Here is a 21863-nt window from a genome sequence, read left to right on the forward strand (position 1 = left end):
GAGTGGAGATGAGTAGCGAGAATCCCCGCGCCGCGGGCGGCGGCGCCGGGGCCGGCGGGGCCCGCCCGCGCCGGGCCGCGGGCCGCGCGGGGGGCCCCCGGCCGGACCCCCGGTGGGACCGGCCGCCCCCGTCGCGACAGGGGCCGCAAGCGCCTGGAGATCCTCTTCTTCGTGGCGCCGGCCCTGGCACTGATGGCCGTCTTCGTCGTCTACCCGGTCTTCTCCGCGGCCCGGATGTCGTTCTACCGCTGGAAGGGCTTCGGCCCGATGGTGGACTTCGTCGGCCTGCAGAACTACGCCCGGGTGCTCGCCGACGACGTCTTCACCGACGCGGTGGTGCACAACTTCGTCATCGTCTTCGCGTCGATCCTCGTGCAGCTGCCGCTGGGGCTGGCCCTGGCGCTGCTGCTCAACCGCCGCATCCGCGGGCGGGGGCTGCTGCGGACGATCATCTTCGTCCCCTACGTCCTCGCCGAGGTCATCGCCGGCGTCGTGTGGTTCCAACTGCTGCAGCCGCGGTCGGGACTGCTCGAGTCGATGCTGTCGTCGGTCGGGATCCCGGTCCCCGAGCAGGGCTTCCTCGGCACCCCCGACCTGGCGCTGGCCACCGTGTTCGTCGTCCTCACGTGGAAGTACCTGGGCCTGGCCGTGCTGCTCTTCCTGGCCGGGCTCCAGGGGGTCCCCGACGAGCTCTCCGAGGCCGCCCAGCTCGACGGCGCCTCGTGGTGGCAGACCCAGCGCCGCATCGCGATCCCGCTGCTCGCCCCGACCATCCGGACCTGGGTCTTCCTGTCCATGATCGGCTCGCTGCAGCTGTTCGACATGGTCTGGATCCTGACCGGCGGCGGGCCGGCGAACGCGACGACCACCATGGCGACCTACCTCGTCAGCCAGGGCACGCAGCGCAGCAACTTCGGCATCGCCGGAGCCGCCTCGGTCGTGCTGTTCCTCATCGGGTTCGCGCTGGCCGTCGCCTACCAGTTCCTGGTGCTGCGCCGCGACACCAAGGCGGACGCGTGAACCTGCCCGAGACACACGAGAGGAGGGCCCGGTGATGGCACGACGGGCGACGACGTACGGGCGGGGTGGCCCGCTGGTCTACCTGGTGGCGGCCGGCGTCGTGGCGGTCACGCTCGGGCCGGTGCTCTACGGCGCGCTCGGCGGCTTCCGCAGCAACGAGCAGCTGGCGCGCGACCCGGCTGGGCTCCCCGACCCGTGGGTGCTGGACAACTACCGGGGCGTCGTCACCAACCCCGACTTCTGGCGCTACGCGCTGAACTCGACGGCGGTCGCCCTCATCACCACGGTGGTGGCGGTGCTCGCGGGCGTGATGGCCGCCTACCCGCTGGCGCGCTACCAGTTCCGGTTCCGCGAGCCGCTGTTCCTGGTGTTCGTCCTGGGGCTGCTCTTCCCCGCGGCCGTGGCGATCGTCCCGCTGTTCATCCTCGTGACCCGCGACCTGCAGCTGGGCAACACCTGGTGGGGCATCGCCCTGCCGCAGGCGGCGTTCGCGCTGCCGACGACGGTGGTGATCCTGCGGCCCTTCCTGATGGCGCTGCCGAAGGAGGTCGAGGAGGCGGCCATGCTCGACGGCGCCTCCCGGGTCGGCATCTTCTGGCGGATCGCGCTGCCGCTGTCGATGCCCGGCCTGGTCACGGTCGGCGTCCTGGCCTTCGTCGCCTCCTGGAACGCCTACCTGCTCCCGCTGCTGCTCCTCCAGGGGGACATGCGCACCCTCCCGCTGGGCGTGGCCGACTACTCGACCGAGCACTCGGCCGACACCGCGGGGGTGCTGGCGTTCACGACCATCGCGATGATCCCCGCGCTGATGCTGTTCCTCGCCATGCAGCGGCGCATCGTCAGCGGGCTCCAGGGCGCGGTGAAGGGCTGAGCCGGGCACGCCCACCCGGAGCCGCCGCAGGGACCGGCTCCGGGTGGGCGAGGCCTCCCGCGCCGGTGTCCTGGACAGCGCAGCCCCCTCCTCTGGCAGTGTGACCAGCGGACCGAGAAGAGGACCCATGGATCTCGACGCACCGACCGACGACCGCACCGGCCCGGGCCTCGGAGTGGGGTCGGCCGACGGCACCCCGACCGGGCAGGTCCCCCTGCCGGCCCTCCGCGGCCGGGTGACGATGCAGCAGGTGGCCGCGGAGGCCGGCGTCTCGATCTCCACCGTCTCGAAGGTCATCAACGGCCGGTACGGCATCTCGGCCGACACCGTCGACCACGTGACCCGGGTCATCGACCGGCTCGGCTACGAGGCGAGCCTCGTCGCGCGCAGCCTGCGCAACCGCCGCACCAACGTCGTCGGCGTGCTGGTCATGGACTTCGAGCCGTTCAGCACCGAGGTGCTCAAGGGAGTCGCCGACGCCATCCACGGCTCCGGCTACGAGCTGATCGCCTACTCCGCCGGCGGGCACGTCGAGGCCCCGGTGGGGTGGGAGCGCCGGTCGCTGAGCCGGCTGATGGGGAGCCTCGTCGACGGCGCCGTCCTCGTCACGCCGACCGTGACCGAGGTGCAGGCCGACGGGCCGGTGGTGGCGGTGGACCCGCACACCGGTCCGTCGGGACTGCCCTCGGTCACCGCCGACAACCTGCAGGGCGCGCGGCTCGGCGTGGAGCACCTGACCGGGCTCGGCCACACCCGCATCGGCATGATCACCGGCCGCGCGGACCTGCTGTCCGCCCAGCAGCGGGAGCAGGGCTACCGCGAGGCGCTCGTCGCCGCGGGGCTGCCGGTGGACGAGGCGATGGTGCGGTCCGGCGGCTTCGAGCCGGAGATCGCGCGCGAGGCGGCCCGCGAGCTGCTCTCCCTCCCGTCGCCGCCGACCGCGGTCTTCGCGGCGAACGACCTCTCGGCGCTGGTGACGCTGGAGGTGGCGGCGGAGCTCGGGCTCGAGGTGCCGGGCCGGCTCTCGGTGGTCGGCTTCGACGACATCCCCGAGTCCGCCCTCGCCGCACCCCCGCTGACCACGGTGCAGCAGCCGATCCGGCGGATGGGCGAGGAGGCCGCCGCCATGCTCCTGGCCCTCATCTCCGGCGAGGAGGTGGCCGACCGGCACCGCACCCAGGCCACCTCGCTCGTGGTCCGGTCCTCCACCGCCCCTCCCGGACAGCTCTCCTGACGGGGCACGCACCCGGCCGCACGGTCGTCAGGAGTCGAGGGCCCCGGTCTGCGACAACTGCTCGGCGACCTCGGTGAGCTTCCGGTTGGTGTCCTGGCTGGTCTTCGCCAGCAGCGCGAACGCCACGTCCGCAGTGATCTTGTACCGCTCCATCAGGATGCCCTTGGCCTGACCGATGACGTCGCGGCTGGCCAGGGCGACGGTGATGTTGGTGAGGTCCTGCGCATCGGCCACCGCGATCGCCGCGTGGCTGGCGAACAGCAGCCCCACGCGCTCGGACTCGTCGGTGAACGCCCCGGGGCGGCTCGACAGCAGGTTCAGCGCCCCGAGGTCGCTCTCGTGCACGAACAGCTGGAAGCACAGGATGCTGGCCACGCCCAGCTCCGACGGGGCCCGGCGGCCCAGCTCCGGCCAGCGCGGGTCGGTGGCCAGGTCGTCGACGCGGACGGTGACCTGCTCGTACATGGAGTCCAGGCACGGGCCCTGCCCGACCTGCTGCTGCAGGTCGTCGAAGCGCCGCGCCCGCTCGCCGGTGGCCGCGGCCGACACCACCCGGCGGCGGCCCTGCACCAGGCTGATCGTGGCCTCGTCGGCGCCGGGGATCGTCCCCCTGACCGCGGAGACGATGGTCTCCATGACCGCCGTGGGGTCGGTCTGGTGCTGCATGTCCCGCGCCAGGTCGGCGAGCCGCTGGGACAGGTCCTGGCGGAGCGCCTCGCCGGTCGCGTGCGCCGACGGCCGTCCCCGGCGCTCGGCCGGCGCGACGGGACCCTCGGTCGGCGAGCGCTCGCCGGCCGGTCCAGAACTCCTGCGGTCCATGGCGGAACTCTGTCACGGTGCGCGGTCGAGTGGAACGACCGTCGAGTGGCATGACCGTCGCCCGTTCCCCGGGTCAGGGGCGCGACAACGGGGGGGGGTGGCACGGGAGGATGGAGCGGAGGGCCCGACCGCAGGGAGGGAGCCCGGGATGGAGTCCGAGGACGCCGGATCGCGGGCGGCGGAGCGCGCGGAGGCGGCCGGCCGCCGCACGCAGGAGCTGTCCGACCGGCTCGCCCGGCTGGCGGCGGGGCAGGCAGCCGATGACGAGACCGTCCGCGAGGCCCGGGCGCGGGCGGAGACGGCAGCCGAGCGGGCGCGCGAGTCGCTGGAGCGGGCCCGCGACGGGCACCGGCGGGCGGCCCGGGCGCACGAGCGCAGCGCCGAGCTCCACGAGGCCGTGGCCCGCGCGGGCGTCGGCGACGTCGAGGCGCACCGCGCCCGCGCCGCCGAGCACCGCGTCGCGGCTGCCGAGGACGACCGGGGAGCCGCCGCCGACGACCGCACCGCCGCGGCGGTTCGGCGGGAGGAGCACCCCGATGACGATCGGTGAGAGCAGCTCCCCCGGCCGGCCGCCGTCGGTGGACGAGGTGATGGCCCAGCTGGCGTCCCTCGACGTCCGCTCCGAGGAGCTGGAGGTGGTCTCCGAGGAGCTGCGCGTGCAGCAGGAGCAGGTGACCGCCCTGCTCGGCCGGCACGAGGCCGAGGTCCGCTGGCGCAGCCAGCTCGCCGCCGTGGTCCCCCTCGGCCTGGCGCTCACCGACGGCAACGGCAAACTGCTGGAGGCCAACCCGGCGCTCGTCGGCGCGGTCGGGGTCGGCCCCGGTCGGCTGCTGGGCAAGCCGCTGTCGGTCTTCCTCTCCCCGGAGGACGTCCTGGCGTTCCGCAACGCCCTGCGCGCGCTGTCGCGCCCTGCCGGGGCCGAGCAGCGCCTGGACGTGACCCTCCGGCCGCGGAGCGGACCGCAGCGCCGGTCGGAGCTGTTCGGCTTCACCGAGACCCCGGGTCCGCCGGCGTCCGCCCGGGTGCAGTGGGTGCTGGCTCCCCGGGACGGCGGAGTGCAGGAGCAGCGGACGGCCGCGGTGCCCGACGACCTCCCACCGGACGCCGGCGCGGGCGAGGTCACCGACGTCCTGGGGCTGGCGGCGGCGTTCGCCCAGCTGTCGGCCCTGCCGGTCGACGAGCCCGACCGGCAGCGGATGCTCGGCCGGATGGCCACCCTCGTCCGGAGCGCCGTGGCCGGCGCCGACTGGGTGAGCATCACACTCGGCTCCCCGCTCGCGCCCCAGCGGCTGGGCAGCGACTCCCCCGAGGCCCAGGACCTCGACGGCCGGCAGCTGCGCGTCCAGGAGGGGCCGTGCTGGGACGCCTACCGCACCGGCCGGGCGGTCAGCTCCCCCGACGTGCGCGCCGACGACCGCTGGTCCCGGCTGCGTGCGCTCGCGGCGGACGCGGCGGTGCGCGCCGTGCTGGCCGTCCCGGTGCGCGAGGACGGCGAGACCACCGGCGTCATCAACCTCTATTCCGCCCGGCCGGAGACGTTCGGCACGGCGAACCGCCGGATCGGCGAGCTCGCCGCGGCCGCGGTCGCGGGCGTGCTGCAGAACGTGGCCGAGCGCGAGGCACTCACCTCGCTGGCGGGCAACCTGGAGCGGGCGCTGACCTCCCGGGCCGTCATCGACCAGGCCAAGGGCGTGCTCGTGGCCCGGCTCGGGGTGGGCCCCGACGAGGCGTTCGCCCGGCTGGTGGCGCTCAGCAACCGCCTCAACGTCAAGGTGCGCGACCTCGCCCGGCTGGTCGTCGAGGGCGACACCGACCTGGTGATCGCCGCCGGCGACTGACCGCCCGGCTCAGAGCTCGCTGGGGTCCATCAGGATGACCGCGCCGCCACGCTGCTCGGGGCCGTGGGCGAAGGAGCTGACGGTCACCCGCACCTGCACCGGCCGGCCGCGCCGGTTGACCGCGGCGAGGTCGACGGTCTCGTGCGGCGGGCCGTCGCCGGCGACCTGCCGGCGCAGCAGCGGGTGCAGGTCCGACAGCGGCAGCCCGACGTCGAGGTTGAGCAGGTGCTGGCCGGAGACCTCGTCCTGCCGGAGGCCCCACAGGTCCTCGGCGGCGGCGTTCCACACGAGCACCCGCAGGTCGGGGTCGACCACGGCCACCCCGGCCTTGAAGCTGCCGAGCACGCCGGTCATGAACCGGTTGAGGGCACCGACCTCGTCGGTGCTGCGGCGCAGCTCCTCGTTGGTGGAGTGCAGCTCGTCGTTCATCGACTGCAGCTCCTCGTTCATGGTCTCGAGCTCCTCGTTGGTCGACTGGAGCTCCTCGTTGGTGGTCTCCAGCTCCTCGACCGTGCTCTGCAGCTCCTCGTTGGTGGTCTCGAGCTCCTCGTTGGTCGACTGCAGCTCCTCGTAGGCGGTCTCCAGCTGCCGGTTGGCGTACTCGAGCTCGGTCTGCAGCCGCCGGTACTGCGTCACGTCGTCGAAGACGATGGTGGTGCCGAGCAGGGTGCTGTCCTCGCGGTAGAGCGGCCGCACCTGCACGTCGAACACGGTCGGCTCCTGGCCCGGCCGGCGGCGCTCGACGCCGCGCAGCCAGATCGGCCGGCGCTCGGCCGCGGCCTCGGCGATGGCCCCTCGCAGCTCGACCGGGCGGTAGGAGATCTCCAGGTCGTGGAACGGCCGGCCGACGTCCCGGTCGTCGACACCGAGCAGCTGCTCGGCCTGCCGGTTGACCATCGCCACCCGGCCGTCGGCGTCGACGGCGAGCTGGGCGGCCGGCGCGGACAGCATCGCCTCGCGCCGCAGCCGGGAGAGCTCCAGTTCGCTGACCGGCGGCGAGACGGGGAGCGGCGCGGCCAGGAGCGGGCGCTCGACCACCGGGCGCCCGCCGCGCTTGCGGAAGAAGCGGCGGGTCAGGTCGACCGGGGTGAACAGCTGGCTGTGGGACAGCAGCATCTCGGCCTTGCCGAGGAACAGCACACCCGAGGGGTTGAGCGCGAAGTGCAGGCGGCCGAGGATGCGGCTCTGGGTCTCGGCGGTGAAGTACATGAGGGTGTTGCGGCACAGCAGCAGGTCGACGTGCGAGATCGGCGCGTCCTGCACCAGGTCGTTGCGGCCGAAGATCACCGACCGGCGCAGGTCCTTGCGGAAGACGTACCGGGCGCCCTCGGGCGAGAAGTACTCCTCGACCTGGTCCGGGGTGAGGCCGGCCAGCTCCCGCTCGGTGTAGGAGGCCTGCCGCGCCTGGGCGAGCGCCTCCTCGTCGACGTCGGTGGCGTAGATCTTCACCCGCTGCCGGAACTGCTCGGCGCCCAGCGCGTCGGCCAGCAGGATCGCCAGGCTGTAGGCCTCCTGGCCGGACGCGCACCCGGCGCTCCACACCCGGATCGTCGGGCCGGCCCCGGCCAGCATGTCGGGCAGCAGCTCGTCGCGGAGGTGGTCCCACGCCTTCCGGTCGCGGAAGAAGCTGGTGACGTTGATGAGCACCGTGTTGAACAGCGGCGTGAACTCGTCGGGGTGCACCTCCAGGTGGTCCTGGTACTCCGCCACCGAGTCGATGCCGACCTCGGCCATCCGCCGGCGGACGCGGCGGGCCAGGCTGGGGCGCTTGTACCCGGTGAAGTCGAAGCCGCGCTGCTCGCGCAGGTAGACCAGCAGCGCCTCGAGGTCGGGGTCGGGCTCGAGGGCACCGCCGACCGCGCCGTCGTCCTGCGCGTCGGTCTCGTCGGCGGGCAGGTCGTCCTCGTCCCCGCCCGGCTCCGGTCGTCGCTCGGTCACCGGCTCACGGCCCCCCCACCTCGTCGGGCAGCGCCCCGCCGTCGAGCTGCTCGCGCTGCAGCAGCCGCCGGATCAGCAGCGCCGCCGCCTGCGCCTCGTCGTGGCGGGTGCGGAAGGTCCGGGCGGTGTGCGTGTGGCCCCGCTGCTGGGCCCTCTCCCCCATCCGCAGGCTGAGCGCCGCCCGCTCCTCCAGGCCGCGCAGCGCCATCCACAACGCGCCCTCCAGCGCCTCGGACTGCTCGGCGGCCAGCGCCTCCGGCGACCAGGCGTGACCCACCCGGCAGCGGTAGCGCTCCATGCCGCCCTCGGTGATCGTGAACAGCGCGCCGTGGCAGGACGGGCAACCGAACCCCGAGGGCGTGCCGGGCCGCACGTCGTCGTTCAGCGCGGCGACGTCGAACTCCGCCACGGCCGTCTCCTTGTCCATCAGGTCGCTGGCCGCCGGAGCGCCGTCGGCGACCTCCTCGGCCACGAGATCGGTGAGCAGGGCCCCCATCTTCGCCACCGGTACGGCGTGGTCGGCGGAGGCCACCTCGACCGCGTGCGCCGGCATGCTGGGGTACAGCGCGTCCTCCGGGTCCTGCGCCACGCCCACGCCGCCCCGCTCGCGGACGGCGATCATCCCCGCCGTCCCGTCGTCGAGCGCCCCGGACAGGACGACGGCCACCACGCGCGGCCCGGCGCTGCGGGCAGCGGTCCGGAAGAGGACGTCGACCGCCGGGCGGTGCCCGTTCTCGCGGGGACCGCGGGAGAGCAGCAGGTGGTCCCCCACCACGAGCAGGTGGTGGTCGGGGACGGCGACGGTCACCGTGCCGGGCCGGAGGGGAGCGCCGCTCTCCGCCCGCCGTACGGGCAGGGGGCAGGCGCGGTCGAGGATCTCCGGCAGGGCGCTGCGGCCGGTCGACGGCACGTGCATGACCACGAGCAGGGCGGCCGGGAAGTCCGGCGGCAGGCTGCCGAGGAGGACGCGCAGCGCCTCGACGCCGCCCGCCGAGGCACCGACCACGACCAGGTCACGTCGCGCCACGGCGGTTCTCCGTTCTCCCGTGCGCAGCCGCGCAGGGTCCTCCCTGCACCGTAGCGCCGAGGCGGGGCCGGGTCGCTCAGCGCCCACCGCGCGCGGGCAGGACCTCCGCGTCGCGGGCCTGCCGGAACGCCTGGGCGCGCTCGCGGGCCCCGCGCGCGTCCTCGCGTGCACGGGCACACCGCTCGAACAGCGCGGTCAGCCTGCTGCCGTGGGCCCGGGTCTCGAGCACCGCCCTCGTGGTCCGGCACAGCGCGACCCCGCCGTCGTCGCCCGCGGGCGGGCCCGGCAGCGGCTCCGGAGCGGCAGGGAGCAGGGCCAGGCTCGGCAGGCCCCGTTCCCGCAGGGCCTCGTCGGCGACGACGGCCAGGTAGCGGTCCTCCCGCTCCGGCCAGGCCACGCCGCCGAGGCGGGCCTCCAGCTCCGGCCGCGACCGGCTGCCGCCCATCTCGAGGTAGGCCAGCCACAGGTCCCCGAGGGGCAGCCCGCTCAGCCGGCAGGCCAGCGCCAGTTCGTCAGGTTCCACGGCCGCGCCCTCCCCGGTCGTCCGGCCGGTCGCTCGGGTGCTCCCAGCCTACGTCGCTCCGCAACCGGCGACCCGCCGGAACACGTGGTGCTGTGTCAGGTGCCTGACACAGGGGTAGCCTCGCGGAGGTGGCGGCGCTCCCCTACCCCGACGCCCGCGGCGGCTTCCGGGTGGTGGTGCTGGCCGCCAGCACCGGCGGGGTGCGGGCCCTGTCGGCCGTGCTGGGCGGCCTCCCGGCGGACTTCCCGGTGCCCGTGCTGGTGGTCCAGCACCGTGGTCCCGGCACGCCGGAGATGCTGGGCGACATCCTCCGTGCCCGCAGCCGGCTCCCGGTGCGCACGGCAGCCTCCGGGCCGCTGCTCCCGGGCGTGACCGTGCTGCCGGGCCGGACCACCGCGGACGTCGGCGACGACGGGCTCGTGCTGCGCTGCGCGCCGACGCTCGGCGGCGCCGACCACCTCCTCACCAGTGCCGCCGCCGCGTACGGGACCGGGGTGCTGGCCGTGGTCCTGACCGGGCGGCTGGCCGACGGCGCCGAGGGCGTGCGCGCGGTCCGGCGGGCCGGTGGCCGGGTGCTGGTCCAGCAGCCGGACGACGCCGAGGCCCCCGGCATGCCGAGCGCGGCCCTGGCCACCGGCTGCGTGGAGCACGCCCTGCCGCTGGCGCTCGTCGCCCCGGCCCTGGTGGCGTACACGATGGCGCCGGGGGGCGCGGACCTGCTCGCCGTCCCCGTACCGCCGTGGGCGCGGCTGGGCCCACGGCCCGTGCCGGCCTGACCCCCGTCCTCCGGGAGTACCGTGGCCGCTCCCGGAGACGACGGGAGCACCGTCCGACCGGGAGGTGGCCCGTGCCGAACGACCGCACCGCACCGGACCTGCACCGCAACCTCCTGCTCGGCCTCCTCCCCGCCGAGGAGTTCCGTCGCCTGGAGCCGCTGCTCGAGGTCGTCCCGCTGGAGGTCCGCGACGAGCTGTACAGGGCCGGGAAGACCATCGAGCACGTCTGGTTCCCCGTCGACGCCGTCCTGTCGGTGATCGCCACCGTCGAGGGCGAGGCGGCGGTCGAGGTCGCCACCGTCGGGCGCGAGGGGATGTCGGGACTGCCCGCGTTCCTGGGGACCGCCGAGAGCCCCCACGACTGCTTCTGCCAGGTCGCCGGGACCGCCGCGCGCCTGGCGACGGGCGACCTGCGCCGGTTCCTCGCCGCCGACGGCGCGCTGCACGACCTGCTGCACCGCTTCACGCAGGCGACGATGGTGCAGCTGTCGCAGAACGTGGCCTGCAACCGCCTGCACACCACCGAGGAGCGCTGCGCCCGGTGGCTGCTGCAGACCCGCGACCGGGTGGGCGCCGACGAGTTCACCCTCACCCAGGAGTTCCTCGCGCAGATGCTGGGCGTGCGCCGCGGCACCGTGTCGCTCACCGCCGGGGTGCTGCAGCAGGCGGGGGTCATCCGCTACACGCGCGGGCGGATCACCGTCGTCGACGCCGCCGCGCTGCACGAGGCGGCGTGCGAGTGCTACGACGTCGTGCAGGCCGAGTACCGGCGCCTCACGGCCGCTCCCGAGGCGTGACCGATCCGGCGCCGCCCGGCGCGGCGGGACCCCCGTCCGCACGGGCTCCGCGGGACGTCCGCGGGAGCACACTGGACGGCGTGACCGATCCCACCGGGCGGGGCCAGGAGGCGTTCCACCGCGCGGTGCGGCGGGAGCGGGCCGCGATCGCGCTGCACGAGCGTGCCGCCGCCCTGCACGACGCGACGGCCGGCCGGCTGGACGAGGCCGTGCTGGTGGAGGTCGACCTCCCCCGGGCCGAGGCGCTCAGGGCGCGCGCCGCGACCGAGCGCCACCTCGCCGGGGTCGCCCGGGCCCGTGCCGCGACCGTCCGGGCACGGCTCACCGCCGAGGGCGTCGAGGACGTGGGCTGACGCCGGGCGGCCGGGAGCCGACGCCGCCGCCCTGCCGCGAAGACCTACCGGAGGGGGAACTCGCCGGTGTGCACCAGGTGGTCGGCGACGTCGCGCAGCTTCCGGTCGGCGTCGTTCGACTCCCGCGCCAGCAGCTGGGAGGCCTGGTCCGGAGTGAGCCGGTATCGCTCGACCAGCACGCCCTCGGCCTGGTCGATCACCCCGCGGGACTCCAGCGCGACCTGCAGGTCGTCGGCCAGGTCCCGCGCGCTGCGGTAGGCGTACAGGTTGCCGGCGGCGACCGCGGCGTAGGCGCCGCAGCGGCCGGCGACTGCTCGGCCGTCCTCGTCGAACGCGCCGGCGGACCCGGCGGCAGGCACCAGCGACACCGGGGCACCGGCCGCAGCACGGCCTCGTGCCCGCGCGGGACCCGTGTGGCCGGCCCTCGCCGCCGGTGGTCGCCGACGCCGACGAGGGCTACCGTGAGGGAAGGGGTCGAAACGCCCGGCCCGATCCGTGCGCGCTCGCCCGGGGGGAGCCCGGGACCGGGATGGATCCGTCGTCGCGCGCACCCGAGCCCGGGACGTGCCATGTCACAGGCGACGACTTCTCTCCACTCGGCGGACCCGGCCGTGGCCGAGCTGCTGGTGACCCTCGACCTCCCGGCCGGGCGGATCCTGCTCAGCGGTGAGCTGGACAGGGCGACCTGCGGGCACCTGGACGCCGCCTGCGCGGTGCTGGGCCGTGCCGCTGTCCCGGCGTGGGTGCTGGACCTGGCCGGACTGAGCTTCTGCGACGTGCCGGGGCTGCGGGCGCTGGCGGCGGTCCGACGGGCGGCGCAGGCAGCCGGCGCGGCCGTGATCGTGGTCGGGGCGCGGCCCTACCTCCGACGACTGCTGCCGCTGGTCGGCCTCGACGACGCGCTGCCACCGGTGGCACGGTCGATCGCCGGGCCGGTCGCGGGCCACTCCGGCGGCGCTCCCGCGGTCCGGCACGCGACGGCGGGACCGACGCCGGCCGGGCCACCGTGGCGGGGCGCCGGTACACCGGTGAGGGAGACGCGGGATGCCGCCGGTCGATCCTGACGCGGCCGCGGGGCCGGACGGGCCGGCCGGCGCCCAGGGGCCCGATCGGCTGGCGGCCACGCTGGTGCAGATGGCCGGGCTGGTGCTGTCGCAGGAGACGGTCCGCTCGGCGGTGGAGCTGGTCACCGCGCTGGCGTCGGCGACGGCGCCGGACACCGACGGAGCCGCGGTGACCGTCGTCGACGAGCGCGGCACCCGCACGATGGCCGCGACCAGCGAGCTGGCCGCACGGGCCGACGCGCTGCAGTACGACCTGGACGAGGGACCGTGCCTCAGCGCGTGGCACACCGGGCTGCTGGTGCGCATCGACGACACCACCGGCGACCGGCGCTGGCCGACGTGGAGCGAGCAGGCCGCCCGGCTGGGCATCCGGTCGGTGCTGAGCGCACCGCTGGTCACCGACGGGAGGTCGATCGGCGCGATCAAGCTGTACGGGGTGCAGCCCGGCCGGTTCGACCGGCACGACGAGCAGGTGATGACGCTGTTCGCCCGGCAGGCAGCCATCCTGCTGGCCACCACCCAGAACCTGGCCGGCGCCCGGGAGCTCAGCCGCCGGCTCATCGACGCCCTGGCCGGCCGGGACGTGGTCAGCCAGGCGATCGGTGTGCTGCTGGCCCGCGGCGCTCCCGACCGGGAGACCGCCTTCGCCTCGCTGGCCACCGCCGCCGAGCGCACCCGCCGCCCGGTGCGCGACGTCGCGCAGGACCTGCTCGCCACGCTCGCCGGTGACGTCGCCGACCCGCCGACGTCCTGAGTCGACGGCGGCCGAGGTGACGGACCAGGACCGGCACGAGCGGGTGGAGGCCGCGCGCCGGCGCGCGGAGATGACCGTCCACGAGCTGTGGCTGCGCTACATCGCGCTCGGCGGCAACGGTGACCTGTTCGATCTCGACGCCTACCTCAACGGGCTGCTGCCGCTCCGGAGCTTCGACCAGAACGTCCTCGCCGTCGCCGTGAACGAGGGGCTCGAGGAGCTCTACCGCGCCGCCCGGGTCCCGCTGACCCCGCCACCCACCGGCCCGCCCCGAGGCTCGGCGCCCACCGAGGGCCGCGCCGTCGCCGAGGCGCTGCTGAGCCCCGATGGCTCAGCCGCAGTTCCGCGCCCGCAGGGGGAGGACGCGCCACCGGCTCCGCCTCCGTCGTCGACGGGCCACGCGGAACCGGGCGGCAGCGCGGGAACGGCTCACGGCGCCACGACCTGAGCGGACCACGCGGTCGGCGCCGGCGGGCCCTCCGACGGAGGGCCGGCCGCTCCCTGTCCGGTCGACCGGACCGAGCACCGGGCCGGCGGTCTCCCCCGGTGGGGGCCGGGAGCGCGGGAGGCTGGTCCGGCGCGCCTGCTCGGCGTCCCTGTGCGCGCACTCGGCGACGACGCGGAAGACGTCGGCACGCTCGTGCCTGCCTTCGACGGCGGCGTCCGTCGCCGTGCGTTGCAGCGTCGCCGCGATCCGGACCTCGGTGGCGGCCAGGCACGCGGCCAGGTCGCGGGCCCGCTGGGTGGCTGCCCGGATCCGCTGTGGTGGTGGCGCCGGCGAGGGCGGCCGGTGGGCGATGTAGGCCCACACGGTCTTCCGGTCCCCGTCGACGGCCCAGCCGTGCGCGCGGCTGAGCCGGGCCACCAGGTGCAGGCCCACGCCCCCAGTGCGGCGTCGCGGCCGATCGCCGGTGTCGGCGGCCGCGCGGTCGCGGTGTCCCTGACCTCCACGAGCCAGCCGGGACCGGCCGCGGTGACCGTGATCTGCACCGGTGCCCGGCCGTGCCGCAGTCCGTTGGAGGCCAGCTCCTCGACCACCAGCAGCAGCCGCTCGCCGTCGTCGGTCCCGGCGGGCAGCCCGCCGTCGGTCAGGGCCGCACGCAGCCGACGTCGCATGGCGGTCAGCTCCGCGGCGGTGCCCGGCTGCCCGTGCCACACGGCGACCGCTCGCGGCCCCGGCGCCGGCGGTGGCCGCTGCGCCCACGACGAGTGGCCCATGTGCCCCATCCCGGAGAGCGCCGAGTCCGTGCTCGACCCCGGTGGGCTGCTCACCCGTCCCGTCGGACCGGCCGGACCCGTGCTGTCAGAGTTCCGTCCCGCGTGCCGCACTACCCGCGCGGCGCCGATCCCATGCCGCGGGAGCGTCCGCGGACTCACGGTGGTCGTCGACCCGCCCCGTGGAGCAGTCAGGGGCCGTTCCGGATCTCTCCGGACACGGCCCCTGAGCTGCGGTCCCCCGGTCCTTCGCCAGTGGATGTCTCCTGTGGAGCCGCATCCTCGGTGGCCGAAGGCACCCATCACCCGGGACGACGTGCGACCGACGAACCTCCTCCGATGCCCGACGACGAGCAGCGCCGGCCAGGTGATCTCGGTGTGGTCGTGCCATCGCGGGCCTGCCGGAGCACTGAGCACCGACGTGACGCACCGTTGAGGCGATCGAGCCGCCGGAGCAGGATCCGGACACCCCATCCAGGAGGCAGCCATGAGTCGCAGACACCAGCTGCTCCGCTCCGCCACAGCAGCCGTCGCGACCGTCGCGGCCGGCCTGCTGACCCGGGCGATGGCCAAGGCCGCTAGTGCTCCCGAGGACGGAACCGTCGGTCCCCTCCCGGGGCCTCCAGCGGGTGACCCCGGCTGAGCGACCGGCATCCTCCGCCGGTCACAGGTGCACGACTCCACGGGTGGAGGACGACCGGCGATGCCTGCTGACCAGGCTGCCGCTCGAGCAACTCCTCGAGGCGCTCGCGGTGCACGAGCTGGCGGTGGCCGAGGAAGGCCGAGCAGCTCGGACGTCAGGCGCGGCGTCACCGCGCGGATCCCTGTCGGCAGTCCACGGCGTCCATGGACAGCGGACGCGATCGGGGACAGGCTGGGCGTTCCCCGACCACGGTCGGACAGTCGACCCGAGAAGAGGGCACCGCATGACTGGCGGCATCAGGCAGACCGTGATCTCCGGCGTTCCCTACGTCGTGACGTCCGTCGCCGACGGCACCCCAGCGACGCTGGACGCGTTCATCGGCGACGCGGAGTTCACCATCGCCCGGAAGGACCAGCACCACCTGGTGCGCGGCCACGGACGCGGGCTGGACGGCAAGGTGGTCTTCTTCGAGAAGGACCACCTCGGGGGCAAGGACGTGAGGGTCTGGCATGTCACGGTCGATGACTCAGGGACGTTGAAGGCCGAGGCGGTCGCGGCGTTCTGAGCCGCCGTGCGTGAACGACCGACGCCACGGCGACGTCACCAGGCAGCCGCTGCGGTGGTGCACCGCGGTCGATCGAGGCCGCGGTGGGGATGGTGATGACGATCGACCTCTAAGCCAGCATCGCTCGCAAGCACCTCGTTCCGGCTCTGGGCAGCCGCCGCCTGGACCGCATCCGCCCCTCGGACGTGGCGGCCCTCGTCGTCGCGAAGCGGGAGGCGGGGCTGGCGCCGTCGACGGTGCGGACGATCTACACCGTCCTCCGCGGCGCATCGGACGTCGCCGTCCGCGACGGACTCCTCCGCCGCAACCCCGCCGCGGCCGGCCGTCGACCGCCGGGACGCCGGGTACCTGATCGTCGAGGACGCGCCAGCACTCCTGGACGAGGTGCGCGGCGACCGGCTGGAGAGCCTGTTCCGCCTGATGCTGGCGACGGGGCTGCGCCGCGGGGAGGCGCTGGCCCTGCACTGGCGGGACGTCGACCTCGACGCCGGCACGCTGCGGGTCCGCTGGAACTTCACGCACACGTCCCGCGGCCTGCAGCTCGGTGAGCCCAAGACCGACAGGTCCCGGCGGACCGTGCCCCTCCCCCGCTCCGCTGTCGAGACACTGCAGGTCCACCGGTTCCGGCAGGAGGAGTGGTGCTCGGCCGAGGGGAGCCGGCGCGACCGTGAGCCGGTGATCCGTCCACGGCCGCGGACGCGCGGCCGGGGCTTGACGTCGCACTTGCATTTTGCAAGTGTCGCCGCATGAGCCTCTTCATCACCTGCCCGGTCGAGGACGTCGAGCGCGCGACCGCCTTCTACACCGCCCTCGGCTGGACCCTCAACACCGAGATGTCCGATCACAACGTCTCGTGCTTCGCGATCGCGCCCGAGCAGTACGTCATGCTCGGCAGCCGCGAGATGTACGCGAGCGTCGGCGGCGTCGAGGAGCTGGTCGGCGGACCCCGCACGCCCTCGAAGGTCACCGTCTCCTTCGACCTCGGCAGCCGCGAGGCGGTCGACGAGCTCACCGAGCGCGCCGCCGCGGCCGGCGGGCGGATCGGTGACACCGACGACTACCCCTTCATGTACCAGCGCCAGTTCGACGACCTCGACGGCTACCACTACTCGCCGTTCTGGATGAAGCCGGACGCCGATCCGACCGCGTGAGCGACCTCGCCGCGGCCCTCGAGGTCGTCGGGGCCCGGTGGGCCCTCCTGGTCGTGGAGCGGCTGCTCGAGGGGCCGCAGCGCTACGGCGATCTGCAGCGCGACCTCGGAGTGCCGACGAACGTGCTCGCTACCCGCCTGCGCGAGCTCGAAGCCGCCGGCGTGCTGACCCGCCTGCCGCTCCGGCACAACACCCGGGCCTACGCGCTGACCGATCGCGGGCTCGCCTTGCGCGAGGCGATCGTCGCGCTCGCACGCTGGGGCGCCGAGCGGGCCTAGGTGTGGCGCGGGATCGCGGTGCGCGACAGGGGTTCAGCCGCGGCGCGGCCTGTCCCGTGGCGGGCCGCTCAGCGACACGGGCGTCCCGGGGCGCGCAGATCCTCCGCAGGACCGACCTAGGCGGGCGGAGCGAAGAACTCGAGCGGAAGGCCATCCGGGTCCCGGAACGAGAGGCCGAGGCCGTAGCCGGCCTCCTTGATGCCGCCGTGGCGGATCCCGAGCTCGTCGAGCCGGGCGGCCCACTGCGCCAGCTCGGCCTGGTCGGCGCATGCGAAGGAGAGGTGGTCGAGGCCCGGTCGCCGCTCGTCGAACGGCACGTCGTCGACGCCGTCCGGGAACTGGTGCAGGCCGACCAGCGTGTCGCCCAGCGCCCACACGACGTGCCGGAACGGACCGGTGTCCTCGTCCAGGACCGGCTCAGCGCCGAACAGCTGCCGATACCAGGGGACGCTGCGCTCAAGATCGGTGACCGTGAGCGCGACGTGGGCGATGCGGGGGAACGACATGGTGGAGCCTCTCCAGGCTGGAACCTCCCGGCGACGGTCGCCCTGCATCGTGTGGAGTCCGGGTCGACGCGTCAAGGGCCGCGCTCCCCCGGCCCCGGACCCCTCCGCCACGCCATGGGCGGTCGGAGAAGCGGTCCGACAGCGATCTGCCGGACGGCTGACGTCGCGGCGTGGTGGATCCCGAGGCCCGGCCCTGCGCTCGCCTCCCGCAGCCGCCGAGGAGCTGCACCTCTCGTGCTGCCGCACGGCTGCACCTGAACAGGCCGTACCCAGACCGACGTAGGCCAGCGGCCGGTCGTCGCCGGGTGCCGGCGTCCAGCCGGTCAGCCGCGACGGGTCGGGGCACGGTCCGGCGAAGACGTAGCGGTCGGGGTCGACCCGGTCGGCGTGCGGCTGCACGACCCGCGGTACCAGGACGACGCACGCCGGAGGCCGCCCCACGAAGGCCTCGCCGTCGTCGCTCACCCCGTGCGCGTCGAGCCAGTCCCGCAGTGCCGCGGCGAACCGCCGGCCGCTGGGCCGGCCGCCACCGCCGTCAACTGCTCGGCCACGTCCTCCTCGTAGCCGTCCCAGGCGACGTAGGCCGGGCTCAGCTGCACGGCGGGGACCGGTTTCGTCTGCTTCGTCCCGCGGCGCGGACCGTAGCCGGCCGCGACCTGCGCCGACCTGCGCCGACCGGCGCGACCGGCCGGCCGGACCAGTGTCGCCGCGGGCCGTCGTCGCCCGGCTAGGGTCGGCGCGTGGGTGGACCGGGCGGGGGCCGGCTGGATGTCGGTGGACTGCTGCACGAGGTCGAGGCGGCCGCGCCGGTCGAGGCGGTGCCGGCGGTCGCGGCCGCGCTCGCGGAGATGGTCGACGCCCGCCAGGTGCACCTGCTCCTCGTCGACTTCAGCGGCCGCGCGGTCGTGCGGCTGACGTCGGCCGACCGGGTCGACGGCGCCCGCAGCCGGGGCCCGGAGCAGGCCGAGACGCTTCCGCTGCCGGGCAGCGTGTACGACCACGTCCTGCGGACGCAGCAGGCCGATGTGCAGCGGGTCGCCGGCGGCGCCCGGCTCGTCGTTCCGGTCACCGACCGCGGCGACGCCATCGGGCTCCTGGAGCTGACGCTGCCCCGGTTTCCCTCGGCTCGGGAGGTCGCCGACATCGGTGACGCCGCGCACGCGCTGGCCTACGTCCTGGTCGCCGCCCGCCGGCACACCGACGTGTTCGAGTGGGGCATGCGCACGACTCCGTTCTCCCTGGCGGCGGAGATCCAGCGCCGGCTGCTGCCGGGCGCCTACACCTGCGAGGCCGGGCAGTTCACCCTCGCCGGCTGGCTGGAGCCGGCCGCCGCGGTGGGTGGGGACACCTTCGACTACAACCTCGACCGCGACGTCCTGCAGCTGTCGATCACCGACGCGGTCGGTCACCAGGTCGCGGCAGCCCTGCTGGCCACCCTGCTGGTCGGCGGCCTGCGCAACGGCCGCCGGAAGGGGCTCGACCTCGCCGCGCAGGCCGGGTACGCCAACGACTGCCTGGCCGAGAACGCGCCTCCGGGGCAGTTCGTCACCGGTCAGCTCGTGCGCGTGGACCTGCGCGCGGGCACCGCCGAGATCGTCAACGCCGGGCACACTCTGCCGCTGCGCCTGCGCGGCGGCGTCGTGGAGGAGATCGCCCTGCGCGTCGAGGCACCGTTCGGGGTGCTGCCCGGCAAGGCCTTCGACGTGCAGCGTCTCCCCCTCGAGCCCGGCGATCGGATCGTGTTCCTCACCGACGGCATGCTCGAGCGCAACGCGGCATCCCTCGACGTGGCCGCGGCGCTGGCCGACACCGCGGACCTGCACCCGCGGGAGGTCGTGCACGCCCTCGGGGCCGCCGTACTGACCGCGACCGGCGGGAAGCTCCGCGACGACGCCACGATGCTCTGCTTCGACTGGTACGGCGGGCCGCCGCGCGCCCGCACCGCCGAGCAGGGGGCCGACCCCGACCGCACCTCGCCGAGAGTCTGATCCGCACCTCGGAAGCCCGCAGCTCCGGGAGGGCTCTCGGAGACGGGTCCTGTCGGCGGGGCGTGACCGCACGATGTCCGCGGTGTCGGCGCGGTCACCGAGGGTGCGACACCAGTGCGCACGGACAGCCGGGGCAACCGCCGGGGGCGATGCCGAGGTGGCGCACCACGCCAGTCCGGGCACGAGACGAGGAGGGACAGGCCGTGCAACGGATCCGGCCCCGAACCGCACGGGAGACGGCGATCGCGCTCCGGCTGTGGAGCAGGTCCGCGCGTGACCGGGCGGGGGCGATCCTGCCGAAGGCGCCGCCTGACCTTCGCCGATGCGGCCCTGCACCACGTGCGGTGCCGTGTCCACCGGGAGCCGGTCATCGCCGATGGCGGATCGAGGGTTCGCCGTCCTGACCGGCTCCGCCGACCCCGTCCTCGCCGTCCGCCGCCTCGCGGTGCCCTCGTAGACCCCGCGTCGACGGCATGCCACCCACCCGCCGATGCGTCGACGTCGCCGGATCGATGCGGTGGGCTCGACGGCGCTCTCCGCATCGGCACGGCCGGCCGTACGCTCGGTGGCGCACGAGCTCCGCGCTGACATCCCGCCTCGCGGGGAGGGCACCGTGGCCGAACCGCCGACGCGGGTGGACTCCGCCGTCATCGCCGCCGCGCTGGAACGGCTCCGGGGCGCTCCGCCGGCGCCGGAGGAACAGCTGTCGGAGGCGCTGGGCGAGCTCGAGGTCGCCTACGAGGAGCTGCGGGTCGCCGAGGAGGAGCTGCGCACCCAGCAGGAGACGATCGCCGAACTGCTGGCCACCGACCGGCGGCGGCGGGAACACCAGCTGGCCGACACGCTGCCGGTGGCGCTGTTGCGGACCGACGCCGAGGGGCAGATCCTGCACGGCAACCCGGCCGCGGCCCAGCTGCTCGGCCTGCCCGCCGCCCGGCTGGCCCGGCGGGTGCTGCTGGCCTCGCTCGAGCTGGCCGACCGCGGCCCGCTGCGCCGGGCGCTGTCGGTGCTGGCCACCGGCGAGCGTGGCGAGGCCCAGGTCGACGTCACCTTCCACGGCCGGGACGGGCGGGCCCGGCCGGTCCGGCTGTTCGGCTGGCGGGAGGCCACCTCGCCGGGACCGGCGGTGCTGCGCTGGCTGGGCATCGAAGCGCCCGCCACCGGCAGCCCGGCCGCGCTGCCCCCGGCCGGCGAGGCGGCAGCCACCGAGCCGGTGGCCACGGAGGCGGCCGGCGACGCCGGCGGCGCGGGGATGGCGATGGCCCAGGCGTTCGCCGAGCTGGTCCTGCTGCCGCTGGACGCCGGTGACGAACAGCGGCTGCTGCACCGGATCGTCACCGTCGTCCGCGGAGCAGTGCCCGGCGCGACCGCGCTGAGCATCACCGTCGGCCCGCCGATGGAGCCACAGCTGCTGGCCAGCGACGACACCGTCGCGCAGGTCTTCGACGGCCACCAGATGGTCGCCGGGGAGGGCCCCTGCCAGGACGCCTACGAGCAGCGAGCCGTCGTCGTCACCGCCGACGTCACCACCGACGCCCGCTGGCCGCGGCTGCGCGGCCTGCTCACCGATGCCGGCGTGCGCAGCGTGCTGGCCGTGCCGGCGCAGCTGCCCGACCAGCGGTGGATGGTCCTCAACGTCTACAGCGACCGCCCGGGCGTGTTCACCGGCGGCAGCGTCCGGCTGGGGGAGATGGTCGCCGCGGCGGTCGCCGCCATCCTGCGCGAGGTCGCCGAGCGGGCCGCGCTCGGACAGCTGGCGGCCAACCTGGAGCGGGCGCTGACCTCCCGGGCGGTCATCGACCAGGCGAAAGGCGTGCTGATCGCCCGCACCGGCGGCTCCGCCGAGGACGCGTTCAACCGGCTGTCCCGGCTCAGCCAGGCGCTCAACGTCAAGCTCCGCGACCTGGCCCCGATGGTGGTCGCGGGAGATCCGGACGTGCTGACCGTCCTCGACCGCATCTGACCGGGCCGCAGGTCGCCGTCGTCCACCTCGCCGAGTCCCGGGCACCGAGTGCTGTGGCACAGCCTCGTCCGACGTCGGCGGCCCTCTGGCGGTGTGCTTCGTTCCCGGGCGAGTCCGCGGGGTGGACCGTTCGCCCGGAGGTGTAGCCGGCCGGTGGCGGGCTGCGCACGCTCATCCCGTGACGGCAGCACCCGAGCGGTCGCCGCTCAGCGGTTGGCGGGCCGCGGCCGTGCGCCAGTCCGCTGAAGCGATCCGGGCGGCCGCCGCGACGGCCGCAGCCGCGGCCTTGAGCTACGACGCCGTCGCGGAGGCCGCGGACGCCGCCGCCGGCACCACCGATGAGCCCGGGCCGCACCGGAACCGGGCGGCACGGGCGCGCAGACGGGCCGACGCGCAACGCCGCCTGGCGCTGCGGATGTGGGCGCGAGCCGACGCGCTCGAGTCCGCCGCGCACTGACCCGCAGTTCCCCGGGCCGGCGAACCGACACCCCCACGGAGCGCAGCCGCGTGCCCGCTCGGTCGGCGCCGCCCACGGTCGGG

Annotated in this window: 25 protein-coding genes; 18 read left to right on the forward strand and 7 right to left on the reverse strand. The window is 75.2% G+C overall.

The window, feature by feature from the left end:
* Nucleotides 1-171 precede the first annotated feature (171 nt).
* The 3 genes from ACI8AD_RS18530 to ACI8AD_RS18540 all read left to right on the forward strand — a co-directional run bounded on the left by ACI8AD_RS18530 (nucleotide 172) and on the right by ACI8AD_RS18540 (nucleotide 3125).
* Nucleotides 172-1020 carry a carbohydrate ABC transporter permease gene (locus ACI8AD_RS18530; protein ID WP_456871995.1) on the forward strand — a complete coding sequence of 283 codons (849 nt, stop codon included), beginning with the start codon at nucleotides 172-174 and terminating at the stop codon, nucleotides 1018-1020.
* Nucleotides 1021-1054: 34 nt separating this feature from the next.
* A complete protein-coding gene (locus tag ACI8AD_RS18535; protein WP_456872060.1) occupies nucleotides 1055-1891 on the forward strand; it encodes a carbohydrate ABC transporter permease in 837 nt (278 codons plus the stop codon).
* A 127-nt stretch (nucleotides 1892-2018) separates the two neighbouring features.
* Nucleotides 2019-3125 carry a LacI family DNA-binding transcriptional regulator gene (locus ACI8AD_RS18540; RefSeq protein ID WP_456871996.1) on the forward strand — a complete coding sequence of 369 codons (1107 nt, stop codon included), beginning with the start codon at nucleotides 2019-2021 and terminating at the stop codon, nucleotides 3123-3125.
* Between the two features lie 27 nt (nucleotides 3126-3152).
* Here the strand turns inward: ACI8AD_RS18540 and ACI8AD_RS18545 are convergent, their stop codons facing one another.
* Complete coding sequence (locus ACI8AD_RS18545) at nucleotides 3153-3944, reverse strand: GAF and ANTAR domain-containing protein (RefSeq protein WP_456871997.1); 792 nt, start codon at nucleotides 3942-3944, stop codon at nucleotides 3153-3155.
* Nucleotides 3945-4092: 148 nt separating this feature from the next.
* On the opposite strand from ACI8AD_RS18545, the gene ACI8AD_RS18550 reads away from it, so the two are divergent.
* On the forward strand, nucleotides 4093-4494 hold the full coding sequence (locus ACI8AD_RS18550) for a hypothetical protein (protein ID WP_456871998.1): 402 nt from the start codon (nucleotides 4093-4095) through the stop codon (nucleotides 4492-4494).
* Entirely contained in the window at nucleotides 4481-5782 is a 1302-nt protein-coding gene (locus tag ACI8AD_RS18555) for an ANTAR domain-containing protein (protein ID WP_456871999.1), read from the forward strand. Before ACI8AD_RS18550 ends, ACI8AD_RS18555 begins: the two co-directional genes overlap by 14 nt.
* 9 nt (nucleotides 5783-5791) lie before the next feature.
* Here ACI8AD_RS18555 and ACI8AD_RS18560 read toward each other — a convergent pair whose 3' ends face one another.
* The 3 genes from ACI8AD_RS18560 to ACI8AD_RS18570 form a co-directional block, all read right to left on the reverse strand.
* Nucleotides 5792-7720 carry a CheR family methyltransferase gene (locus ACI8AD_RS18560; RefSeq protein ID WP_456872000.1) on the reverse strand — a complete coding sequence of 643 codons (1929 nt, stop codon included), beginning with the start codon at nucleotides 7718-7720 and terminating at the stop codon, nucleotides 5792-5794.
* Between the two features lie 4 nt (nucleotides 7721-7724).
* The gene (locus ACI8AD_RS18565) at nucleotides 7725-8747 is read right to left on the reverse strand and encodes a chemotaxis protein CheB (RefSeq protein WP_456872001.1); all 1023 of its coding nucleotides are present in this window, start codon (nucleotides 8745-8747) and stop codon (nucleotides 7725-7727) included.
* A gap of 76 nt (nucleotides 8748-8823) precedes the next feature.
* Entirely contained in the window at nucleotides 8824-9270 is a 447-nt protein-coding gene (locus tag ACI8AD_RS18570; protein WP_456872002.1) for a hypothetical protein, read from the reverse strand.
* Nucleotides 9271-9398: 128 nt separating this feature from the next.
* Between ACI8AD_RS18570 and ACI8AD_RS18575 the strand changes: the two genes are divergently transcribed.
* From ACI8AD_RS18575 to ACI8AD_RS18585, 3 genes are all read left to right on the forward strand, one after another.
* Nucleotides 9399-10046 carry a chemotaxis protein CheB gene (locus ACI8AD_RS18575; RefSeq protein ID WP_456872003.1) on the forward strand — a complete coding sequence of 216 codons (648 nt, stop codon included), beginning with the start codon at nucleotides 9399-9401 and terminating at the stop codon, nucleotides 10044-10046.
* 71 nt (nucleotides 10047-10117) lie between these two features.
* Entirely contained in the window at nucleotides 10118-10843 is a 726-nt protein-coding gene (locus tag ACI8AD_RS18580) for a Crp/Fnr family transcriptional regulator (RefSeq protein ID WP_456872004.1), read from the forward strand.
* A gap of 80 nt (nucleotides 10844-10923) precedes the next feature.
* Nucleotides 10924-11196, forward strand: a complete 273-nt coding sequence (locus ACI8AD_RS18585) for a hypothetical protein (RefSeq protein ID WP_456872005.1) — start codon at nucleotides 10924-10926, stop codon at nucleotides 11194-11196.
* 44 nt (nucleotides 11197-11240) lie between these two features.
* Here ACI8AD_RS18585 and ACI8AD_RS18590 read toward each other — a convergent pair whose 3' ends face one another.
* Nucleotides 11241-11564, reverse strand: a complete 324-nt coding sequence (locus ACI8AD_RS18590; protein ID WP_456872006.1) for an ANTAR domain-containing protein — start codon at nucleotides 11562-11564, stop codon at nucleotides 11241-11243.
* 243 nt (nucleotides 11565-11807) lie between these two features.
* On the opposite strand from ACI8AD_RS18590, the gene ACI8AD_RS18595 reads away from it, so the two are divergent.
* The 7 genes from ACI8AD_RS18595 to ACI8AD_RS18625 all read left to right on the forward strand — a co-directional run bounded on the left by ACI8AD_RS18595 (nucleotide 11808) and on the right by ACI8AD_RS18625 (nucleotide 16866).
* A complete protein-coding gene (locus ACI8AD_RS18595) occupies nucleotides 11808-12260 on the forward strand; it encodes an STAS domain-containing protein (RefSeq protein WP_456872007.1) in 453 nt (150 codons plus the stop codon).
* Nucleotides 12241-13014 (forward strand): GAF and ANTAR domain-containing protein, encoded by a 774-nt coding sequence (locus ACI8AD_RS18600; RefSeq protein WP_456872008.1) that lies wholly within the window; start codon nucleotides 12241-12243, stop codon nucleotides 13012-13014. Before ACI8AD_RS18595 ends, ACI8AD_RS18600 begins: the two co-directional genes overlap by 20 nt.
* 16 nt (nucleotides 13015-13030) lie before the next feature.
* Nucleotides 13031-13462, forward strand: coding sequence for a hypothetical protein (locus ACI8AD_RS18605; protein ID WP_456872009.1), 432 nt, complete (start codon nucleotides 13031-13033; stop codon nucleotides 13460-13462).
* A gap of 1453 nt (nucleotides 13463-14915) precedes the next feature.
* Nucleotides 14916-15437, forward strand: coding sequence for a hypothetical protein (locus ACI8AD_RS18610; protein ID WP_456872010.1), 522 nt, complete (start codon nucleotides 14916-14918; stop codon nucleotides 15435-15437).
* Nucleotides 15438-15812: 375 nt separating this feature from the next.
* Nucleotides 15813-16187, forward strand: a complete 375-nt coding sequence (locus tag ACI8AD_RS18615) for a site-specific integrase (RefSeq protein WP_456872061.1) — start codon at nucleotides 15813-15815, stop codon at nucleotides 16185-16187.
* Nucleotides 16184-16588, forward strand: coding sequence for a VOC family protein (locus tag ACI8AD_RS18620; protein WP_456872011.1), 405 nt, complete (start codon nucleotides 16184-16186; stop codon nucleotides 16586-16588). Before ACI8AD_RS18615 ends, ACI8AD_RS18620 begins: the two co-directional genes overlap by 4 nt.
* Nucleotides 16585-16866: a winged helix-turn-helix transcriptional regulator gene (locus ACI8AD_RS18625; protein ID WP_456872012.1), complete on the forward strand. Its 282-nt coding sequence runs from the start codon at nucleotides 16585-16587 to the stop codon at nucleotides 16864-16866. The genes ACI8AD_RS18620 and ACI8AD_RS18625 overlap by 4 nt, the downstream gene beginning before the upstream one ends.
* Nucleotides 16867-16982: 116 nt before the next feature.
* Here ACI8AD_RS18625 and ACI8AD_RS18630 read toward each other — a convergent pair whose 3' ends face one another.
* Entirely contained in the window at nucleotides 16983-17372 is a 390-nt protein-coding gene (locus ACI8AD_RS18630) for a VOC family protein (RefSeq protein WP_456872013.1), read from the reverse strand.
* A 461-nt stretch (nucleotides 17373-17833) separates the two neighbouring features.
* A complete protein-coding gene (locus ACI8AD_RS18635; RefSeq protein WP_456872014.1) occupies nucleotides 17834-17971 on the reverse strand; it encodes a hypothetical protein in 138 nt (45 codons plus the stop codon).
* Nucleotides 17972-18112: 141 nt separating this feature from the next.
* On the opposite strand from ACI8AD_RS18635, the gene ACI8AD_RS18640 reads away from it, so the two are divergent.
* The 3 genes from ACI8AD_RS18640 (at nucleotide 18113) to ACI8AD_RS18650 (ending at nucleotide 21780) form a co-directional block, all read left to right on the forward strand.
* Entirely contained in the window at nucleotides 18113-19360 is a 1248-nt protein-coding gene (locus ACI8AD_RS18640; RefSeq protein WP_456872015.1) for a PP2C family protein-serine/threonine phosphatase, read from the forward strand.
* A gap of 613 nt (nucleotides 19361-19973) precedes the next feature.
* Nucleotides 19974-21323, forward strand: coding sequence for an ANTAR domain-containing protein (locus ACI8AD_RS18645; RefSeq protein WP_456872016.1), 1350 nt, complete (start codon nucleotides 19974-19976; stop codon nucleotides 21321-21323).
* Nucleotides 21324-21501: 178 nt separating this feature from the next.
* Entirely contained in the window at nucleotides 21502-21780 is a 279-nt protein-coding gene (locus ACI8AD_RS18650) for a hypothetical protein (RefSeq protein WP_456872017.1), read from the forward strand.
* Nucleotides 21781-21863: the final 83 nt, after the last annotated feature.

The organism is Geodermatophilus sp. SYSU D00766 (genome assembly GCF_054049915.1).